This is a genomic window from Stenotrophomonas sp. LC732, assembly GCF_052446685.1.
GTDB classification, from domain to species: Bacteria; Pseudomonadota; Gammaproteobacteria; order Xanthomonadales; family Xanthomonadaceae; genus Stenotrophomonas; species Stenotrophomonas muris.
Map to the genome: position 1 here is coordinate 760,106 of NZ_CP199214.1, position 16,979 is coordinate 777,084.

The 16,979-nt window shown below is 66.0% G+C and carries 15 protein-coding genes and 1 tRNA gene; 10 read left to right on the forward strand and 6 right to left on the reverse strand.

What is annotated here, in order from left to right; genetic code table 11:
- Positions 1-1,161 precede the first annotated feature (1,161 nt).
- Both ACT6SE_RS03680 and ACT6SE_RS03685 read left to right on the forward strand, forming a co-directional pair.
- Entirely contained in the window at positions 1,162-2,223 is a 1,062-nt protein-coding gene (locus tag ACT6SE_RS03680) for a tyrosine-type recombinase/integrase (protein WP_444811098.1), read from the forward strand.
- A gap of 41 nt (positions 2,224-2,264) precedes the next feature.
- Positions 2,265-3,406, forward strand: a protein-coding gene (locus ACT6SE_RS03685) for an IS3-like element ISStma9 family transposase (protein ID WP_087944428.1) whose coding sequence is annotated in 2 segments (ribosomal slippage) — positions 2,265-2,502 and positions 2,502-3,406 — 1,143 coding nt in all. Because the reading frame shifts where the segments join, the coding sequence is not laid out codon by codon here.
- Positions 3,407-4,167: 761 nt separating this feature from the next.
- Here ACT6SE_RS03685 and ACT6SE_RS03690 read toward each other — a convergent pair.
- Positions 4,168-4,260: transfer RNA gene (locus ACT6SE_RS03690), tRNA-Ser, on the reverse strand.
- Positions 4,261-4,403: 143 nt separating this feature from the next.
- Here ACT6SE_RS03690 and dnaX point away from each other — a divergent pair.
- From dnaX to ACT6SE_RS03710, 4 genes are all read left to right on the forward strand, one after another.
- Complete coding sequence (gene dnaX, locus ACT6SE_RS03695; RefSeq protein ID WP_046429188.1) at positions 4,404-6,470, forward strand: DNA polymerase III subunit gamma/tau; 2,067 nt, start codon at positions 4,404-4,406, stop codon at positions 6,468-6,470.
- A gap of 6 nt (positions 6,471-6,476) precedes the next feature.
- Positions 6,477-6,797 (forward strand): YbaB/EbfC family nucleoid-associated protein, encoded by a 321-nt coding sequence (locus ACT6SE_RS03700; protein ID WP_005408298.1) that lies wholly within the window; start codon positions 6,477-6,479, stop codon positions 6,795-6,797.
- An 82-nt stretch (positions 6,798-6,879) separates the two neighbouring features.
- Positions 6,880-7,479: a recombination mediator RecR gene (recR, locus tag ACT6SE_RS03705; RefSeq protein WP_014646178.1), complete on the forward strand. Its 600-nt coding sequence runs from the start codon at positions 6,880-6,882 to the stop codon at positions 7,477-7,479.
- A gap of 67 nt (positions 7,480-7,546) precedes the next feature.
- Positions 7,547-7,906: a histidine triad nucleotide-binding protein gene (locus tag ACT6SE_RS03710; protein WP_014646179.1), complete on the forward strand. Its 360-nt coding sequence runs from the start codon at positions 7,547-7,549 to the stop codon at positions 7,904-7,906.
- Positions 7,907-8,009: 103 nt separating this feature from the next.
- Here ACT6SE_RS03710 and ACT6SE_RS03715 read toward each other — a convergent pair whose 3' ends face one another.
- Genes ACT6SE_RS03715 through ACT6SE_RS03730 form a run of 4 tightly spaced genes read right to left on the reverse strand, consistent with a single transcriptional unit; the run spans position 8,010 to position 12,376 of the window.
- Positions 8,010-8,537 carry a Slp family lipoprotein gene (locus ACT6SE_RS03715; protein WP_014036182.1) on the reverse strand — a complete coding sequence of 176 codons (528 nt, stop codon included), beginning with the start codon at positions 8,535-8,537 and terminating at the stop codon, positions 8,010-8,012.
- The gene (locus tag ACT6SE_RS03720; RefSeq protein WP_046429192.1) at positions 8,534-10,483 is read right to left on the reverse strand and encodes a transglutaminase TgpA family protein; all 1,950 of its coding nucleotides are present in this window, start codon (positions 10,481-10,483) and stop codon (positions 8,534-8,536) included. Before ACT6SE_RS03720 ends, ACT6SE_RS03715 begins: the two co-directional genes overlap by 4 nt.
- Positions 10,476-11,399: a DUF58 domain-containing protein gene (locus ACT6SE_RS03725; protein ID WP_014646181.1), complete on the reverse strand. Its 924-nt coding sequence runs from the start codon at positions 11,397-11,399 to the stop codon at positions 10,476-10,478. Before ACT6SE_RS03725 ends, ACT6SE_RS03720 begins: the two co-directional genes overlap by 8 nt.
- 23 nt (positions 11,400-11,422) lie before the next feature.
- A complete protein-coding gene (locus ACT6SE_RS03730; protein ID WP_032958559.1) occupies positions 11,423-12,376 on the reverse strand; it encodes an AAA family ATPase in 954 nt (317 codons plus the stop codon).
- Positions 12,377-12,418: 42 nt separating this feature from the next.
- Between ACT6SE_RS03730 and ACT6SE_RS03735 the strand changes: the two genes are divergently transcribed.
- Positions 12,419-14,254: a glycosyltransferase family 39 protein gene (locus ACT6SE_RS03735; RefSeq protein ID WP_046429196.1), complete on the forward strand. Its 1,836-nt coding sequence runs from the start codon at positions 12,419-12,421 to the stop codon at positions 14,252-14,254.
- Between the two features lie 103 nt (positions 14,255-14,357).
- On the opposite strand, the gene ACT6SE_RS03740 is transcribed toward ACT6SE_RS03735, so the two are convergent.
- Positions 14,358-14,927 carry a Maf family protein gene (locus tag ACT6SE_RS03740; protein WP_046429198.1) on the reverse strand — a complete coding sequence of 190 codons (570 nt, stop codon included), beginning with the start codon at positions 14,925-14,927 and terminating at the stop codon, positions 14,358-14,360.
- A gap of 113 nt (positions 14,928-15,040) precedes the next feature.
- On the opposite strand from ACT6SE_RS03740, the gene ACT6SE_RS03745 reads away from it, so the two are divergent.
- From ACT6SE_RS03745 to ACT6SE_RS03755, 3 genes are all read left to right on the forward strand, one after another.
- Positions 15,041-15,550 (forward strand): YceD family protein, encoded by a 510-nt coding sequence (locus tag ACT6SE_RS03745; protein ID WP_032958552.1) that lies wholly within the window; start codon positions 15,041-15,043, stop codon positions 15,548-15,550.
- 107 nt (positions 15,551-15,657) lie between these two features.
- Positions 15,658-15,852: a 50S ribosomal protein L32 gene (gene rpmF / locus ACT6SE_RS03750; RefSeq protein ID WP_005408308.1), complete on the forward strand. Its 195-nt coding sequence runs from the start codon at positions 15,658-15,660 to the stop codon at positions 15,850-15,852.
- Positions 15,853-15,943: 91 nt separating this feature from the next.
- Complete coding sequence (locus tag ACT6SE_RS03755) at positions 15,944-16,921, forward strand: beta-ketoacyl-ACP synthase III (RefSeq protein ID WP_014646186.1); 978 nt, start codon at positions 15,944-15,946, stop codon at positions 16,919-16,921.
- The last annotated feature ends 58 nt before the right edge of the window (positions 16,922-16,979 follow it).

The following is a 16,979-nucleotide window of genomic DNA, read 5'->3' on the forward strand; positions in this document are numbered from 1 at the left end:
AAGCGGGACGGTCGACCAGGCATCCCCGCACGACGGAAACCCATTGATGGATCTGGAGCAACAAGCCCCTCTGTTGAGGGGCTGCCCCGACAGGGGCGGGGAGAGGCCGGCAAGGGGAGGGGCCCGAACGTTGCGCAGCAACGTCTGGGGCGAAGCGCGCGCAGCGCACTTCGCATCCCCCGCCAGTGGCTTCTGCGAGGTACAGCCGATCAGGCATCCCCGCACGGCGGAAACCCATTGATGGATCTGGAGCAACAAGCCCCTCTGTTGAGGGGCTGCCCCGACAGGGGCGGGGAGAGGCCGGCAAGGGGAGGGGCCCGAACGTTGCGCAGCAACGTCTGGGGTGAAGCGCGCGCAGCGCACTTCGCATCTCCCGCCAGCGGCTTCTGCGAGGTACAACCGATCAGGCATCCCCGCACGGCGGAAACCCATTGATGGATCTGGAGCAACAAGCCCCTCTGTTGAGGGGCTGCCCCGACAGGGGCGGGGAGAGGCCGGCAAGGGGAGGGGCCCGAACGTTGCGCAGCAACGTTTGGGGCGAAGCGCGCGCAGCGCACTTCGCATCCCCCGCCAGTGGCTTCTGCGAGGTACAGCCGACCAGGCATCCACGCACGGCGGAAACCCATTGATGGATCTGGAGCAACAAGCCCCTCTGTTGAGGGGCTGCCCCGACAGGGGCGGGGAGAGGCCGGCAAGGGGAGGGGCCCGAACGTTGCGCAGCAACGTTTGGGGCGAAGCGCGCGCAGCGCACTTCGCATCCCCCGCCAGATAACTGAAAAGGGCTGCCTTCGGGCAGCCTTTTTCAGTTATCTGGCGGAGAGAGGGGGATTGTCGGGTGCATCCATGCACCCGATCCCGGTGCGCGCTGCGCCCCGGGACCCGCCTTCGGCGGTCCGGTTCTGCTCCTGCAGAACCGTCGAACCCCGGCAGGGCTTCTCTCGCCCGATGCTCTCCGCCAGCCAAATAAAAAAGCCGCCCAGAGGGCGGCTTCTTCATTTGTCTGGCGGAGAGAGGGGCAGCCTCCGCCATGATTCACATTGCATCACATGGACTCAAGCGAGCATTGAGACCCAGTAAATTAAGGCTCTCGTCGCATCATGCGGCGTCACTGGCTAGCATCCTGTGGCATCATCTAATGTTGGGACAGATGTTGGGACTGCCATGCCAAAGAAGGCTGCCGACGGGCTAACAGCCATTCAGATTCCTGAGCTAGAGCCGGGCTTCCATCCGGAGGGCACTGTTACCGGGCTTTATTTACGCGCTACTCCCAAGGGAGCAAAGAGCTGGATTCTGCGAATCGTGATCAACGGCCGCCGCCGTGACATGGGTTTGGGCGGCTACCCTGCCGTAACCCTCGCAGACGTACGCAAAGCGGCCCGCAAGGTCCGCGAGGCTGTAGCAAGTGGCGCTGACCCTGTAGCGGACAAGCAAGCGCGCAGAATGGCGTACAAGGCCATTCCAACCTTCCAATGGTGTGCCGAGCAAACCATTGCTGCGAAGCGTCCGGAATGGAAGTCTGCCAAGCATGCCGCCCAGTGGACCAGCACGCTTGCCGCCGATGCCTATCCCGTCATCGGGAAAACTCCTGTAGATCAAATCGAGCTATCTCATTTGCTGGAAGTGCTGGTCCCCATCTGGACGGTTAAATGCGAGTCGGCCACACGCCTACGCGCCCGGCTGGAAGCAGTGTTGGCTTGGGCGACCGCCTCGGGCTACCGCAAAGGCGACAACCCCGCGCGCTGGAAGGGGAACCTAGACGCTGTCCTGGCGAAGCCCAGCAAGGTTGCAAAGGTGAGCCATTACAAGGCGCTACCAATTGATGAGATGCACACCTTTGTGGCTTCGCTCCGCTTGCAGCAAGGCATGGCGGCGCGCGCGCTGGAGTTCCTGATTTTGACCGCCACTCGGTCCGGTGAGGTTCGCGGGGCCACATGGCAGGAAGTTGACCTAGATGCCGCTGTGTGGACCGTTCCAGCGGAGCGCATGAAAGCTGGCAAAGAACATCGCGCCCCGCTCAGCGCGCGCGCAGTAGCGCTTCTCAAGGAGTTGCCGCGCATGGGAGGCACTGAGCTTGTCTTTCCCGCCCCAAGGGGTGGCAGGTTGTCGGATATGACCATCTCCGCCGTAATGCGCCGGATGCAGGTTGACGCTGTGCCGCATGGCTTTCGCTCTACATTCCGCGACTGGTGCAGCGAACGAACTGAATCGCCCAGGGTTCCGTAGACACCTCGCAGCCATAAACTATGGCTTAGGCGGAGGTGGTTATGAGCACGAAGCGGTACACCGATGAGTTCAAGATCGAGGCGGTCCGACAGATCGTTGAGTACGGCCGTCCGGTAGCGGAGGTTGCCGAGCGACTGGGCGTGTCGATCCATAGTCTTTACGGCTGGAAGCGGCAACAAGGCAAAGGCGATGTTGGCCGGCGTGTCGAGCAGGACCAGAACGCGGAAGTGCGCCGCCTCAAGGCTGAGCTACGCAGGGTCACTGAAGAGCGAGACATCCTAAAAAAAGCCGCCGCGTACTTTGCAAAGGGGTAAGAGCAAAGTACGCCTTCATGAAGCAACACGCAGATGAGTTCGGCCTCGCGGCGATGTGTCGGATGCTTGGCGTCCATCGCAGTGGCTACTACGCCTGGCTAAAAGAGCCGGCAAGCGCTCGCGACAAGGACGATCAGCGGTTGCTCGGCCTAATCAAGCACAGCTGGCTGGAAAGCGGCTCTGTGTATGGCCACCGCAAAGTGACCACAGATCTGCGCGAGCTTGGCGAGACGTGTAGTCGTCATCGCGTGGCACGCTTGATGAAGAGCGAGGGGCTGCGGGCAATGGTCGGCTACGGTCGGCGACCACGCCCATTGAGCGGCCCTGTTGGATCAGTCGCCAAGAACGTTCTGGCTCGCGGCTTCAAAGTCAGTGAGCCAAATCGCGCGTGGGTCACGGACATCACCTACATCCGCACGTACGACGGCTTCCTGTACTTGGCGGTAGTGCTTGATCTGTTTTCGCGTCAGGTCGTTGGATGGGCAACCCGACCAACTCAACATACGGACCTGGTTTTGCAGGCGCTATTGGCTGCAGTGTGGCGGCGCAAGCCAAGCCCCGGGCTTCTGCTTCACTCCGACCAGGGAACCCAGTTCACCAGCGAAGACTGGCAGAGCTTCCTGCGCGAGCACGACATCGTGTGCAGCATGAGTCGACGAGGAAACTGCCATGACAACGCAGCGATGGAGAGCTTCTTCCAGCTACTGAAGCGGGAGCGTATTAAGCGGAGGATCTACAGCAATCACGACGAGGCACGGGCCGACGTCTTCCAGTACATCGAGATGTTCTACAACCCAAAACGGCGGCACAGTTCCAACGACGGGCTGTCCCCGGTAGAGTTCGAGAAGCAGTACGCACTAAACGGCTGACGACTGTCTAGAAAACCCTGGGCGATTCAAGGCGACGGCTCCCGCATCGCGGCAATCAGGAGAAGTAAAACCAATAAGCCTGCACTCAAACCACAAATCAGGATTGCCCACCCAGCGCCAGTGAGCAAAGGAGGCCGCACATACGGCATGGGCGTCGGCGGAGGGGCTGCGCCACATGAAGGACAAGCCTTTGCAGTAGTGCTGATGTTGTGCCCACATTCGTGACAAGCTACTAAGGCCATCCTTGTACTCTCCTAGCAATTTGCCAGATTGTACCTGCATCACTCGGGCTACAGCCCCAGGCGGGGGGTATGGCTAGAAACGGTCGAGACAAGATCAAGGGACATGTATGCACTGGATGAAATCTTTCCACTGCAAGCGACCGCCCTCCCATAAGTCACCTAAGCGGCCAGATGTGCCGAAAGATCGAGAGGAATGATAGCTTCGCAACCGAAAGACGACGCGAAAGCCGCCGCTAAAGAGATCTATATCGCATCACTGGCCTACGCTGACGCTATCCGCAAAGCCTCTTCGAGGTCTGACCTAGACAATGGGAGCGCGCAGGCTGGGCTGAGCAGGGCGAAGGCCGCTTTCATCGTGGACTCCGGGCTTTGAGTGAGCCCGTACCACTTTTTAGCTTTTGCAGTCTCTAAAGCAGAGGCTGCGCGTAGCACACGCTTCTAGCTGTGTTGGGATAGATGTTGGGATGTTAGGCGATGGAAAAGAAAAAGCCCCTGAAATCAGGGGCTTAGTCTTTTATATGGCGGAGAGAGGGGGATTCGAACCCCCGAAGCGCGGTTTAGACGCTTACACACTTTCCAGGCGTGCTCCTTCAACCACTCGGACACCTCTCCGGATCCCTGCCATCGGCAAACGCCTCAGCAGGGGCGCAGATTCTAGCGGGCGGCGCGGCCGGACACAAGCACCCTGATCAGGGGCGCATCCAGCGGCATTGTTGGCGAGGGGGCTGGACAGGCATGGCACAATGGAACATCCGATGGAAAACGGTGGCCTGATGTCCTATCTCGTCCTTGCCCGCAAGTGGCGTCCGAAGCGTTTCGCCGAGCTGGTGGGCCAGGAACACGTGGTCCGTGCGCTCAGCAACGCGCTGGACAGCGGCCGGGTCCACCACGCGTTCCTGTTCACCGGCACCCGCGGCGTGGGCAAGACCACCATCGCGCGCATCTTCGCCAAGTCGCTGAACTGCGAGCAGGGTACCAGCGCCGACCCGTGCGGCCAGTGCGCGGCCTGCCTGGACATCGACGCCGGCCGCTACATCGACCTGCTGGAAATCGACGCCGCGTCCAACACCGGTGTGGATGACGTGCGCGAGGTGATCGAGAACGCGCAGTACATGCCCTCGCGCGGCAAGTACAAGGTCTACCTGATCGACGAAGTGCACATGCTGTCCAAGGCGGCGTTCAACGCGCTGCTGAAGACGCTGGAAGAACCGCCGGAGCACGTGAAGTTCCTGCTGGCGACCACCGATCCGCAGAAGCTGCCGGTCACCGTGCTCAGCCGCTGCCTGCAGTTCAACCTCAAGCGCCTGGATGAAGACCAGATCCAGGGCCAGATGACCCGCATCCTGGCGGCGGAAGCGATCGAGGCCGATGGAAGCGCCATCGTGCAGCTTGCCAAGGCCGCTGACGGCAGCCTGCGCGATGGCCTGTCACTGCTGGACCAGGCGATCGCCTATGCCGGCGGCGCGCTGCGTGAGGACGTGGTGCGCACCATGCTGGGTACCGTGGACCGCACCCAGGTGGCGGCGATGCTCGATGCGCTGGCCGACGGCGATGGCCCGCGCCTGCTGCAGGTGGTAGCCGCGCTGGCAGAGTTCTCGCCGGACTGGAGTGGTGTGCTGGAAGCGCTGGCCGAAGGGCTGCACCGCATCCAGGTGCAGCAGCTGGTGCCGGGCGCTGCCGCGGCGGAAGGCCTGGATGTCGCCGCATTCGCCGAGCGCCTGCGCCCGGAAGTGGTGCAGCTCTGGTACCAGATGGCCTTGAATGGCCGCCGCGACCTGCCGCTGGCACCCAGCCCGCGCGCGGGCTTTGAAATGGCCGTGCTGCGCATGCTGGCGTTCCGTCCAGCCGCAGCGGTACCGCCGGTGCCGAAGGCCGTCGACGGTGCGTTGGGCGGCACGCCGGGTGGCAACGCTGCCGGTGGTGGCGCCGGTACCGGTAGCCGCGATGCGACGCCGGCCGCTGCTGCCGCTTCGGGCAGCCCGGCGGTAGCGGCGCAGGCAGCCGCGCCGGTGCAGGCCGCGCCGCGCGAACCTGAACCCGAGCCCGAACCGGCCCCGCAACCGGAACCAGATCCGACGCCGGAGCCCGAGCCGGTTCCGGTGGAAGAGCCCGTGTCGCCGCCGCCGGTGAAGGCTGAGCCACAGGTGCCGGCGCCTGCCGTCACTGCAGAGGCAGGCGACGACCTGCCGCCGTGGGCCACTGACGAAGCCGAGGCGCGTGACGAGGCATTGGCGGCCGAGATGTCCGGCCCGGACGCCGCCATGGCTGCGCCCTGGCACGAACCGCCGGCTCCCGTCGCGGCTCCCAGCGAGCCTGCGCCGCCCGAGCGCCCGTTCCGCGCCGAAGGCATTGCCATTGCGCCGGCCGAACATGCCAAGCCGGCCCCGGCGCATGCCGCCGCGCCGCAGGAAGGTGTCAGCGAGCTGGCCACGGCCGAAGACTGGCTGGACCTGGTCGCCAACAGCGGCCTGAGCGGCCCCTCGCGACAGCTGGCCGCCAACGCCGCGTTCATCAGCTGCCAGCACGGGACCTTGAAACTGGGCCTTTCGCCCGGATTTGAATACCTGCGCTCGGAGCGCGCGCTGGCTGCCCTGGGCGAGATGCTGCAGAAGGCCCTTGGCCAGGCGCCGAAGATCGTGGTCGAGACCGTGGAAACCGAACACGTTCCGGCCGAGACCCTGCATCAGCGGGCCGACCGCCAGCGTGGCGAGCGGCAGCAGGTGGCAGAGGCCGTTTTCATGGACGACCCGGAAGTGCAGGTGCTGATCCAGCAGCACGGTGCCCGGGTTGTTTCCGATTCCATCCGTTCTTTTGACGAGTAAGACACCATGCGCGGAAACATCGCCCAACTGATGCAGCAGGCCCAGAAGATGCAGGAAAACCTGCAGAAGGCCCAGGAAGAAATCGCCAAGATCGAAGTGACCGGCAGTGCCGGCGGCGGCATGGTCAGCGTGACCCTGACCGGTGCCAAGGAATGCCGCAAGGTGCGCATCGACCCGTCGCTGACCAGCGACCCGGAGATGCTGGAAGACCTGATCGCCGCCGCCTTCAACGACGCTTCGAACAAGATCGACGCCGAGTCGAAGTCGAAGATGGGTTCGGCCACCGCCGGCATGCAGCTGCCGCCGGGCATGAAGCTGCCGTTCTGATTGCCAGCGTGGCACCCGTGCAAGCGGGTGCCACAGAATCTGTAGCTGTCGAGCCTGCTCGACGCCATGAAAGCATGCCGCCGTGTCCGCACCCCTGCTTGAACAATTGATCGACGCACTGCGGGTGCTGCCTGGCGTGGGCCAGAAGACCGCACAGCGCATGGCCTACCACCTGCTCGAGCGCGAGCGCGAAGGTGGCCAGCGACTGGCCGAAGCCCTGGCGCTGGCGGTGGAGCGCATCGGCCACTGCGCGCAGTGCCGCGACTTCAGCGAAACCGAGCTGTGCCCGACCTGTGCCAACAGCAGCCGCGAGCGCAGCCAGCTGTGCGTGGTCGAATCGCCGGCCGACCGCCTGGCCATCGAAAACGCCACCGGCTTCCGCGGTGTCTACTTCGTGCTGCAGGGCCGGCTGTCGCCGCTCGATGGCATCGGCCCGCGCGAGCTGGGCCTGGAGCAGCTGGAGCAGCGTCTGGCCGACGGTGAGGTGCAGGAGCTGATCATCGCCACCAGTGCCACCGTCGAAGGCGAAGCCACCGCGCACTACCTGGCGCAGCTGGCGCGCGCGCGCAAGGTGCAGCCCAGCCGGCTGGCACAGGGCCTGCCGCTCGGTGGCGAGCTTGAATACGTTGACCGCGGCACGCTGTCGCACGCGTTCGGAACGCGCAGCGAATTCCGCGATTGAGCGCCACCCGGGCATCGCCCGGCGCGGCCGGCCTACAATGCGGAAGATACTCCCGCCGAGGCCGACCATGAGCAACGAAACCCTCTTCAGCAAGATCATCCGTCGCGAGATCCCGGCCACCATCGTCTACGAGGACGACGAGGTGCTGGGCTTCAAGGACATCGCACCGCAGGCGCCGGTGCACGTACTGTTCATTCCGAAGAACGAGATCATCCCGACCCTGGACGACCTGCAGCCGTCGCAGGCGCACCTGATCGGGAAGCTTGCCCTGGCTGCCGCCGAATATGCGCGCCGCGAAGGGTTCGCGCAGGACGGCTACCGCATCGTGATGAACTGCCGCGAGGATGCCGGGCAGACCGTGTTCCACATCCACATGCACCTGCTGGCCGGTGCGCCGCTGGGGCATTTCGGTACGCCGGGGCGCTGAGCGCCCGGCATCCACCATTGCCCGCAGTGGATCCATGCGATGCGTGGATGAAAAAAAGGCCGCCCGAAGGCGGCCTTTTTCGATCACGCATGGCCGGTGGCGATCACCACCAGCCCCAACGGCCGTAACCACCCCAGTACGGGCCATACGGGCCCGGGCCCCACGGGCCATAGGGGTAGGGCACCACATCGACCTGGCGCTGTTCCGGCCACAGGTAGATCACATCGGCCGACAGCTTCGGCAGGCGATAGTCGTACTCCCCGATGCGGGTGTTCTGGTAGCCGTCGATCTTGCCGATGAAGGTCACGTCGCGGCCGGCTTCAAACACGGCCGGGTCGTAGAAGCCGGCGCGGCAGGCAATGAAGCGGCCGTCGCTGGCGTCGGACGAGGTGGTGTTCGGGCGGCCACTGGCGTTGAGGGGGCGCGAGATCATCTGGAAGCAGGTCTCGCCCTGGCCGGGCTTGGTCTCAATGATGCGACCACCCCATCGGACCGGCGTGCCGACCTGCTGGGTGGCGACCGAGTCGCGCGGGGAGACCAGGCTGAACTGTCCCTGCAGCGGCTTGGGGGCCGTGGCGCAGGCCGACAGGGCCAGCGTGGCCACAGCGGTGAGGAGGAACTTGGTGTTCATGGGGAGGCTCCGGAAGTCGGGCGATGCCTGCGCAGGTCCCGCAATAATGAAGCGAGGTCGGTGCAAGTTCCAGCGTAACGCGCGTCGGCGAAACGCTGGCTGAGTGCCAGCAGGGCGGGGTCGGGGCGCACGGCGTGTACCCGTCGTGACCAGTCGCATGCCGTCTCGTGGGGGGCGCGGGCCAGGCCAAGGCGCGCATAGCGCCGCCCCAGCCGGTGCCAGGCGCGCAGCAGCGGGTCGCGCTCGCGCTCGCCGCGGGCCAGCAGCCAGGCCATCCATGCCAATGCCAGCAGTGCGGCGACCACGAAGCCGGCCACCAGCTGCGCCGGCCCGAGATCATCCAGCCCGAACGGCCTGAGCAGCTGCTGCTGACGGCGTGCGTCGAAGGAAAGCACCAGGTCGTTCCAGCCACGGCGCAGCCAGTCACCCATCTGCCCCAGCTGCAGCCAGCGCTGCTGCAGCGGGGTGTCCGTGCCGGCCTGCAAGCGGTCGTCCAGCGTGTCCAGGATGCGTTCCGGTGCCACGGCCGCAGTCGGGTCCACCCGGACCCAGCCGCGCTGGGGCAGCCAGACTTCGGCCCAGGCGTGGGCGTCCATGCGCCGCACTACCCAGTAGTCCCCGATGCGGTTGCGGGTGCCACCTGCGAAGCCGGTCACCACCCGGGCCGGAATGCCGGCGTTGCGCATCAGCACCACGAAGGCCGAGCTGAAGTGCTGGCAGAAGCCGGCCTTGTAGTTGAACAGGAAATCGTCGACCGGATCGCGCCCGGCCACCGGGGTATCGAGCGTGTAGGAGAAGTCGCGGGTGATCCACTGCAGCGCTCGGCGGACGATGGCTTCGTCATCGTTGCCGGCCTCCTGCCGCCATTGCCGTGCCAGCTGGGCGGTGCGCGGATTGAAGCCGGGGGGAAGCTGCAGCGCGGCACGGCGCAGGTAGGGCGACAGATCGGTGTCGAACCGTTGCGGAGGCGCCGAATGCAACCGCCAGCGGCTGAGCGCGGACAGCGTGCGGTCGCTGCGCAGGCTCATGTCCGCATCGAAACTGCTGCCTTCCGGTGCGCGGCTGGGCAGGTCCAGGGCCACCAGCAGGCGACGGTCGGTGGGTTCGTAGTCGATCTGGTAGTCCCATCCCTGTGCGGCGGCTTCGACCACGGGGGCGGGGCGCCGGGCCGTCGCGCGATCGCGGCTCCAGCGGTGGCCATCGAAGGAAGTCAGCACCGGGCCGCGCCAATAGCGCTGCGCGGGCTCGGGCACCGCGCCGAAGAACTGCACGCGCAGCGCCGGGGTGTCGTCGGCCATCAGGTCCAGCCATTGGTCCGGCGCCATGCTGTCAGCCAGGCCGGGTGTACCCACCGCTCGTTCGGGTACGCCCCACAACGGCGTGGACAAGCGCGGGAACAGCCAGAAGCAGGCCAGTGCCAGCGGCAGGCCGATGCCAAGCAGGCGGCCGACGCCGCGCAGTTGACCGTGCAGTGGCAGGCGTGGGCTGCGGCCCTCGTCCTGGGCCAGGCGTTGCAGGGCCAGCAGTGCGGCAACCGCGGCCAGCGCAGCCAGTCCCGTGGTCAGCGGGCCCTGGTCGAGCAGGAAGGCCGCGAACGGCGAGAACAGCGCGAAACCGAGCAGGCTGCGCGCATCACGCAGGTTGCGCAGTTCGCTGGATTTGATGGCCAGCATCGCCGCCAGCAGCGCACAGCCGGTATCACGCCCCGGCCGCACCATGCCCATCTGCCAGACAATGGTGGCGAGCATGGCCAGCACCAGCAGCAGGCGCACCGGCATCGGCAGCACCCGCCGCCAGGAAAGCGCAGCGGTCAGCACGGCGGTGATCGCGATCACGACGGCCAGCACCGGCGGCAGCTGCAGCAGCAGTGGCAGCAGCGCCAGCGCTGCGCTGGCCAGGGTCCAGCTGCGGGCGTTGCGATCGAGCAGGACGGCAGGCTCAGTCATGGGGCATCAGCGCCAGTGCGCGCAGGCACAGGTGGTGGTGGCTGGCGCCCTGGCCGGGCCCGAACGGGGGATGGGCTGGAAGCAGCAGCGTGTAGCGCCGGCCTTCGCGCTCGGCCATGTCGACCCAGCGTGCCAACCGCGCGATGCGTGCTTCATGGCCCAGCGGCGCCAGCGTGCGCCAGTCCAGCACCACTTCGATGCCGATCGGCTTCTCGTATTCGCGTACCAGCAGGCTGTCGCGGCGCGCCGAGTGTTTCCAGGCAATGCTGCGCGGGGCGTCGCCGGCACGATAGGGTCGCAGCTGGTGCAGCTCTTCGCCACTGGCATGGGCGCGGGTGTGCAGTGGATCGCTGCCACTTTCCGGAAGGGGTGGTGCCAGTACCTCGGCCAGTGGATAGACCAGCAGCGGCTGCTCCGGCCACACCCACGACCATGCCCGCACCAGCCCCAGCGGCTGCGTGCTGGACAGGCGGATGCGCGGCAGTTCCAGCCAGCCGCGGCGCTCGCTGGGGACATCCAGCTCCACTTCGCCGCGACCGTGTGCAGGCAGTGCGACCCACGCCTCGCTTGCGCCCAGCTGCAGGTGCAGCCCGTGGCGCGCGCGCGGGTCGCGCAACGACAGGTCCACGCGCAGGCGCAGGGGGTGCCCGGCCGGAACCGGCTCGGCGGAGATTGCATCGATCTGTATGCCGGACAGCTGCAGGTGCGCGGCAATGGCGCTGGCGATCGCTGCTGCGGCCAGCAACAGGGCCAGCAGCAGGGCCGGGTTGTTGTTGTAGTTCAATGCGCCCAGCAGCATCGCCGACAGCAGGGTGGCGACGAACAGGCCGAAGCGCGTCGGTAGTACATAGATGCGATGGCGATCCAGTCGCTGCGGCAGGGCTTCGGGCCTGCGTGGGCGTGCCAGCAGCTGCATGCGTGCCCAGCGTGTGGCCACCTTCAGTCCACCGCGACGGTCTGCAGGATCGCCCGCGCCAGTGCCGGCCCGGAGCTGGATTCGGCCTCCGCCACCAGGCGATGGCCGGCCACTGCCACGAACAGGGTCTGCACGTCTTCGGGCACCACATGCCCGCGGCCGAGCAGCAGTGCATGCGCCCTGGCGGCACGCAGCAGGGCCAGCCCGGCGCGCGGTGACAGGCCCACGCGTACGCCGGCATGCTGGCGGCTGCGGGTCAACAGTGCCTGCACGTAGTCGATCAGCGCGTCGCTGGCGTGTACCTGGCCAACGGCTTCACGCAGCGCACGCACCTGGGTGTCATCCAGCTTCGGCACCGCGCGGGCGATCAGGTCGCGGCGATCGCTGCCACGCAGCAGCTCGCGCTCGGCCTGCACGCTCGGGTAGCCCATCGCCAGCCGCAGCAGGAAACGATCGAGCTGCGAATCCGGCAACGGGAAGGTGCCGGACAGGTCGACCGGGTTCTGCGTGGCGATCACGAAGAATGGATCGGGCAGTGGATGCGTCTGTCCATCCAGGGTGACCTGCTGCTCGGCCATCGCCTCCAGCAACGCACTCTGCGTGCGCGGCGGTGCGCGGTTGATCTCATCGGCCAGCAGCACGTGGGTGAACACCGGGCCGGGGTGGAACTGGAACTGGCGGCTGCCGGCCTCGTACACCGATACGCCCAGTACGTCCGCCGGCAACAGGTCGGAAGTGAACTGCACGCGCTGGAAGCTGAGGCCGAGGCTGCTGGCCAATGCATGCGCCAGCGTGGTCTTGCCCAGCCCGGGCAGATCTTCGATGAGCAGGTGGCCGCCGGAAAGCAGGGCGACAAAGGCCAGCCTGACTTCCGGCACCTTGCCCAGTACCAGTGCGTTCACCTGATCCTGTGCCTCCCGCAGGGCCTGGCGCAGTTGATCGGTTAGCATGCTGGGATTGGGGGACGAGGCTGGCATGATCGTCTCAGGTCTGGAATCCACTCGATTATCCATAGAGCAATGCAAGGCGAACAGCGCGCACGGGCAATATTTCTCTGGTTATGGACGCTGATCACAGCGGCCAAGCTGGTGGTGGCTGCACGCCTGCCGCTGTTCGTCGATGAGGCGTTCTATTGGCAGGAAGGCCAGCACCTGGCCGCCGCCTATTCCGACCTGCCGGGGTTGACAGCATGGCTTGCACGCCTGGGCGTGGAAATCGGTGGCCATCACGTGCTCGCATTGCGCCTGCCGTTCCTGGCCATCGGTGCGTTGCTGCCGTTGCTGGTGGTGCGCATCGCCACGCGCTGGTTTGGCAACGTCGCAGGGTGGCAGGCGGGCAGCCTGACCCTGCTGATGCCGCTGTCGGCCACGCTGGGCCTGCTGGCCGTGCCGGATGTGCCGATGGCGCTGGCGGCGGTGATCTGCCTGCACGCCGGTGCGCGCCTTCTGCACAACGTGGATGCGTCGTCGGCGATGAAGCTGGCGCTGGGCCTGCTGATCGGTGCGCTCAGCCACTACCGTTTCATTGGCGTCATCGGTGTCGGCTTCATTGCGCTGCTGGCGCTGCCGCAGGGCCGCCGCATGCTGGCCGACCCGCGCGTATGGGTGGCGCTGGCGGTGGGTGTACTGGCCTGGCTGCCGTTGCTGGCGTGGAATGCGGACAACCATGATGCCGGCCTGAAGTTCCAGGTGGTCGAGCGCCACCCGTGGACGTTCGAGTGGGAAGGGCTGTGGTTCCTGGTGATCCAGCCGATGCTGGTGACGCCGATCCTGTGCATCGCGATGTGGAAGGTCGCCCTGGCGGGTACCCGCAGCGGTGGTGGTGTGCGGGTGCAATGGCGCTATTTCGGCCTGGTGGGCGGGGTGTCGACGCTGGGCATCTTCCTGCTGGGCTTCTTCACCGATGTCGAGCGGATCAGTTTCCATTGGCCGTTGCCGGGCTACCTGGCGCTGCTGGTGGCCGTGCCGGTGGTCCTCAACGGCTGGCCACGCTGGCTGCGCCGCACCGGCTGGTGGCTGGCAGCTGCAGGCACCGTACTGGCTTTCGGCTACTACCTGATGGCGTCCACGCCGGCGCTGCGCGAGCAGATGGCCGGCAGCAAGTACTACCCGCGCAACTTTGCCGGCTGGCAGCCGCTGGCCGTGGCGGTGCGCGACGAACTGCGGCAGATGCCGCCGGGCACGCGTGTGCTGGCGGGCAACTTCAAGGTCGGTGCCGAACTGGGCTTCCAGCTGGGCAACGGTGATATCGAGGTGTTGCCGCACCCGCTCAACGACAAGCATGGGCGGACCGCACAGCTGGCACAGTGGGGCCTGCTGCACGAAGGCCCGCGCAGTGCGCCGATGCTGCTGGTGCTGTCACCCAGCGACCAGCGCTACCGCGATCTGCTGGCGCGCTATCACGCCATCTGCGAGCAGGTGGGGCCGTTGCCGGCGCCGCGCGTGGTCAGCAGCGATCATGGTTTCCAGCGCTTCCTGCTGTTCCAGCTGCCGGTGCAGCGCGCGCAGGGGCCCTGCGTGACGCCGGCAATGGCCTGGCTGGATGCGCCGTCCAACGGTGAGAAGGTCTCCGGAACGCTCGCCATCAAGGGCTGGGCATTCAAGGATGGCGTGGGGTTGGCGCGCATCGAAGTGCTGGTCGATGGCCATTCGATTGGCGATGCGCGCTACGGGCGCATGTTCGACATCCGCCACACCTGGCCGGACAGCACCGATCCGCAACATCCGGCGGTGGGCTTCGACGCATCGCTGGATACCACCACGCTGGCGCCGGGGCGGCATTGGCTTGGCCTGCGCCTGCACGGCCGCGACGGCAGCGTGGAGGCGTGGCAGGAGCAGCCGTTCGAAGTTCGTTGAGGTCCCCTGGTCCTGTAGAGCCGAGCCGATGCTCGGCTGCTTCTGCTACAGATGGCGGGCAGCCTAAAAAAAAGACGGCCGAGCAAGGGCTCGGCTCCACCGTTCACGGCACCGCGAATCCAGCCCTGCGCAGCAGGCCGCACAGCGCGATCAGTGGCAGGCCGACCAGCGCGGTCGGGTCGCGGTTGTCGATTGCCTCGAACAGGCTGATGCCCAGGCCCTCGCACTTGAAGCTGCCGGCGCAGTCCAGCGGCTGCTCGGCGGCGACGTAGCGGATGATTTCCTGCGGGTCCAGCACGCGGAAGCGTACTTCGGTCAGATCCAGGGTGGCGAGGGATTCTCCATCCCGCCTGAGACTGATTGCCGTGTGAAAACGCACCGTCTGTCCGGACATTGCCGCCAGCTGCGCACAGGCCGCCTCGACCGTGCCCGGCTTGCCCAGCGGCTGGCCGTTCAGGTCGGCCACCTGGTCCGAGCCGATCACCCAGGCGCCCGGATGGCGGGCGGCCACGTCGGCGGCCTTGGCGGCGGCCAGGCGCGTGGCCAGGGCCAGCGGGGTCTCGGCGCCCAGAGGGGTTTCATCCACGTCCGGGCGTGCGCAGTCGAAGGGCAGGCCCAGCCGTTCCAGCAGTTCGCGACGGTAGCGGGAGGTGGAGGCCAGGACCAGTGACATGTGACAATACCGGGGCAGGGCGCGGCAGTCTGGCCCCTCCACGGCGCCAGCGGCAAGTGCTGCAGGGCGGGCATTTGACAGCGGGCGGTGCGATCCTTAGTATTCAGCGGCTTATGTCCGCGAACGTGCCCGAAACGCTGGATGCCTGGCGGATGGTTGTAGCGCGAAGGCGCTTCGACGGTCAGGTCTCCCTGGCTGAATTGACCCGCCTGCAGGGGTTGGTCGCAGATACCGACGGCGAGTGTGTCTACTCGCTTGAATTCGGTCGCGACGACGTCTTGCGGGTATCCTATGTGGAACTGACCATCGACACCGCGCTGCCGCTGACCTGTCAGCGCAGCATGCAGCGATTCCTGTTGCCGGTGAAGGTGACCCAGAGGCTTGGCCTGATCCGCGACGAGGACGAGGAATCGTCCCTGCCGGAGGAATACGAGGCGTTGCTGGTGCCGGAAGACGGCCAGCTGCGTCCGCTGGATCTGGTCGAGGACGAATTGGTGCTGGCGGTGCCCGTGGTGCCGCTGTCGCCCGACGGTGAAGCGGTCGACAAGGACTGGGCACCGAGCGAAGAAGAAACGAGGAAGGCCAACCCGTTTGCGGCGTTGGCAGCACTGAAGAAACAATAGCAGCCGGATTGTCGTCGGCGGCTGCGGCGAAAGCGAAAGTGTGCTGGGCGCTGGCGTCCTGCGCGACGATACGACGAAGCAAAACGAACCGAGTTTGGAGCAATCCCATGGCTGTGCAGAAATCCCGTGTTACCCCGTCCCGCCGCGGCCAGCGCCGTTCGCATGACGCCCTGAGCGCCAAGCAGCTGTCGACCGACCCGACCACCGGCGAAGTGCATCTGCGTCACCACATCACTGCCGATGGTTTCTACCGCGGCAAGAAGGTCATCCAGACCAAGACCTCGGCTGTCGAAGAAGATTGATGTGCCGGGAAGGCCGCTGCCTCCGGGCAGCGGCCTTTGCCTTCTTTCCCGGGCGTGCCGGTGATCGGCGGCCCGCGCAACAGGAAACATGATGAGCAAGCGGATCTATTCGAGGATCGCGGGCACCGGTAGCTATTTGCCGGAAAAAGTCCTGACCAACGCCGACCTGGAAAAAATGGTCGAAACCTCGGATGAGTGGATCCAGTCGCGCACCGGCATTCGTGAACGGCACATCGCGGCCGAAGGCGAAACCACCAGCGACCTTGGCTACAACGCCGCCCTGCGCGCGCTTGAAGCCGCAGGCATCGATGCCTCGCAGCTCGACATGATCGTGGTCGGCACGACCACCCCTGATCTCATTTTCCCGTCCACCGCGTGCCTGATCCAGGCCAAGCTCGGTGTGGCCGGGTGCCCCGCCTTCGACGTCAACGCAGCCTGTTCCGGCTTCGTGTTCGCGCTGGGCGTGGCCGACAAGTTCATCCGCTCCGGCGACTGCAAGCACGTGCTGGTGATCGGCACCGAAACGTTGACCCGCATGGTCGACTGGAACGATCGCACCACCTGCGTGCTGTTCGGCGATGGCGCCGGCGCTGTCGTGCTCAAGGCCGACGAAGACACCGGCATCCTCAGCACCCACCTGCATGCCGATGGCAGCAAGAAGGAACTGCTGTGGAACCCGGTCGGCGTTTCGACCGGCTTCAAGGACGGCGCCAATGGTGGTGGCACCATCAACATGAAGGGCAACGACGTGTTCAAGTACGCCGTCAAGGCGCTGGACTCGGTCGTGGACGAGACCCTGGCCGCCAACGGCCTGGACAAGTCCGACCTGGACTGGCTGATCCCGCACCAGGCCAACCTTCGCATCATCGAAGCCACCGCCAAGCGGCTGGAGATGTCGATGGACCAGGTCGTGGTGACCGTCGACAAGCACGGCAACACCTCCTCCGGCTCGGTGCCGCTGGCGCTGGATGCCGCGGTGCGTTCGGGCAAGGTCGAGCGTGGCCAGTTGCTGCTGCTGGAGGCCTTCGGCGGCGGCTTCACCTGGGGTTCGGCCCTGCTGCGCTATTGATAGTGCAAGTTACGACAATGTGAAGTCTTGTCGTTACGGCCCCTCCGGGGCCGTAACG

Excerpts from the sequence above, each read along its gene's own strand:
- ACT6SE_RS03745 (WP_032958552.1), top strand. The coding sequence starts at position 15,041 with ATGTCCGCGAACGTGCCCGAAACGCTGGATGCCTGGCGGATGGTTGTA.
- ACT6SE_RS03725 (WP_014646181.1), bottom strand. The coding sequence starts at position 11,399 with ATGCAGCTGCTGGCACGCCCACGCAGGCCCGAAGCCCTGCCGCAGCGA.
- ACT6SE_RS03730 (WP_032958559.1), bottom strand. The coding sequence starts at position 12,376 with ATGCCAGCCTCGTCCCCCAATCCCAGCATGCTAACCGATCAACTGCGC.
- ACT6SE_RS03735 (WP_046429196.1), top strand. The coding sequence starts at position 12,419 with ATGCAAGGCGAACAGCGCGCACGGGCAATATTTCTCTGGTTATGGACG.
- ACT6SE_RS03715 (WP_014036182.1), bottom strand. The coding sequence starts at position 8,537 with ATGAACACCAAGTTCCTCCTCACCGCTGTGGCCACGCTGGCCCTGTCG.
- ACT6SE_RS03740 (WP_046429198.1), bottom strand. The coding sequence starts at position 14,927 with ATGTCACTGGTCCTGGCCTCCACCTCCCGCTACCGTCGCGAACTGCTG.
- ACT6SE_RS03755 (WP_014646186.1), top strand. The coding sequence starts at position 15,944 with ATGAGCAAGCGGATCTATTCGAGGATCGCGGGCACCGGTAGCTATTTG.
- ACT6SE_RS03680 (WP_444811098.1), top strand. The coding sequence starts at position 1,162 with ATGCCAAAGAAGGCTGCCGACGGGCTAACAGCCATTCAGATTCCTGAG.
- dnaX (WP_046429188.1), top strand. The coding sequence starts at position 4,404 with ATGGAAAACGGTGGCCTGATGTCCTATCTCGTCCTTGCCCGCAAGTGG.
- ACT6SE_RS03710 (WP_014646179.1), top strand. The coding sequence starts at position 7,547 with ATGAGCAACGAAACCCTCTTCAGCAAGATCATCCGTCGCGAGATCCCG.
- ACT6SE_RS03720 (WP_046429192.1), bottom strand. The coding sequence starts at position 10,483 with ATGACTGAGCCTGCCGTCCTGCTCGATCGCAACGCCCGCAGCTGGACC.
- rpmF (WP_005408308.1), top strand. The coding sequence starts at position 15,658 with ATGGCTGTGCAGAAATCCCGTGTTACCCCGTCCCGCCGCGGCCAGCGC.
- ACT6SE_RS03700 (WP_005408298.1), top strand. The coding sequence starts at position 6,477 with ATGCGCGGAAACATCGCCCAACTGATGCAGCAGGCCCAGAAGATGCAG.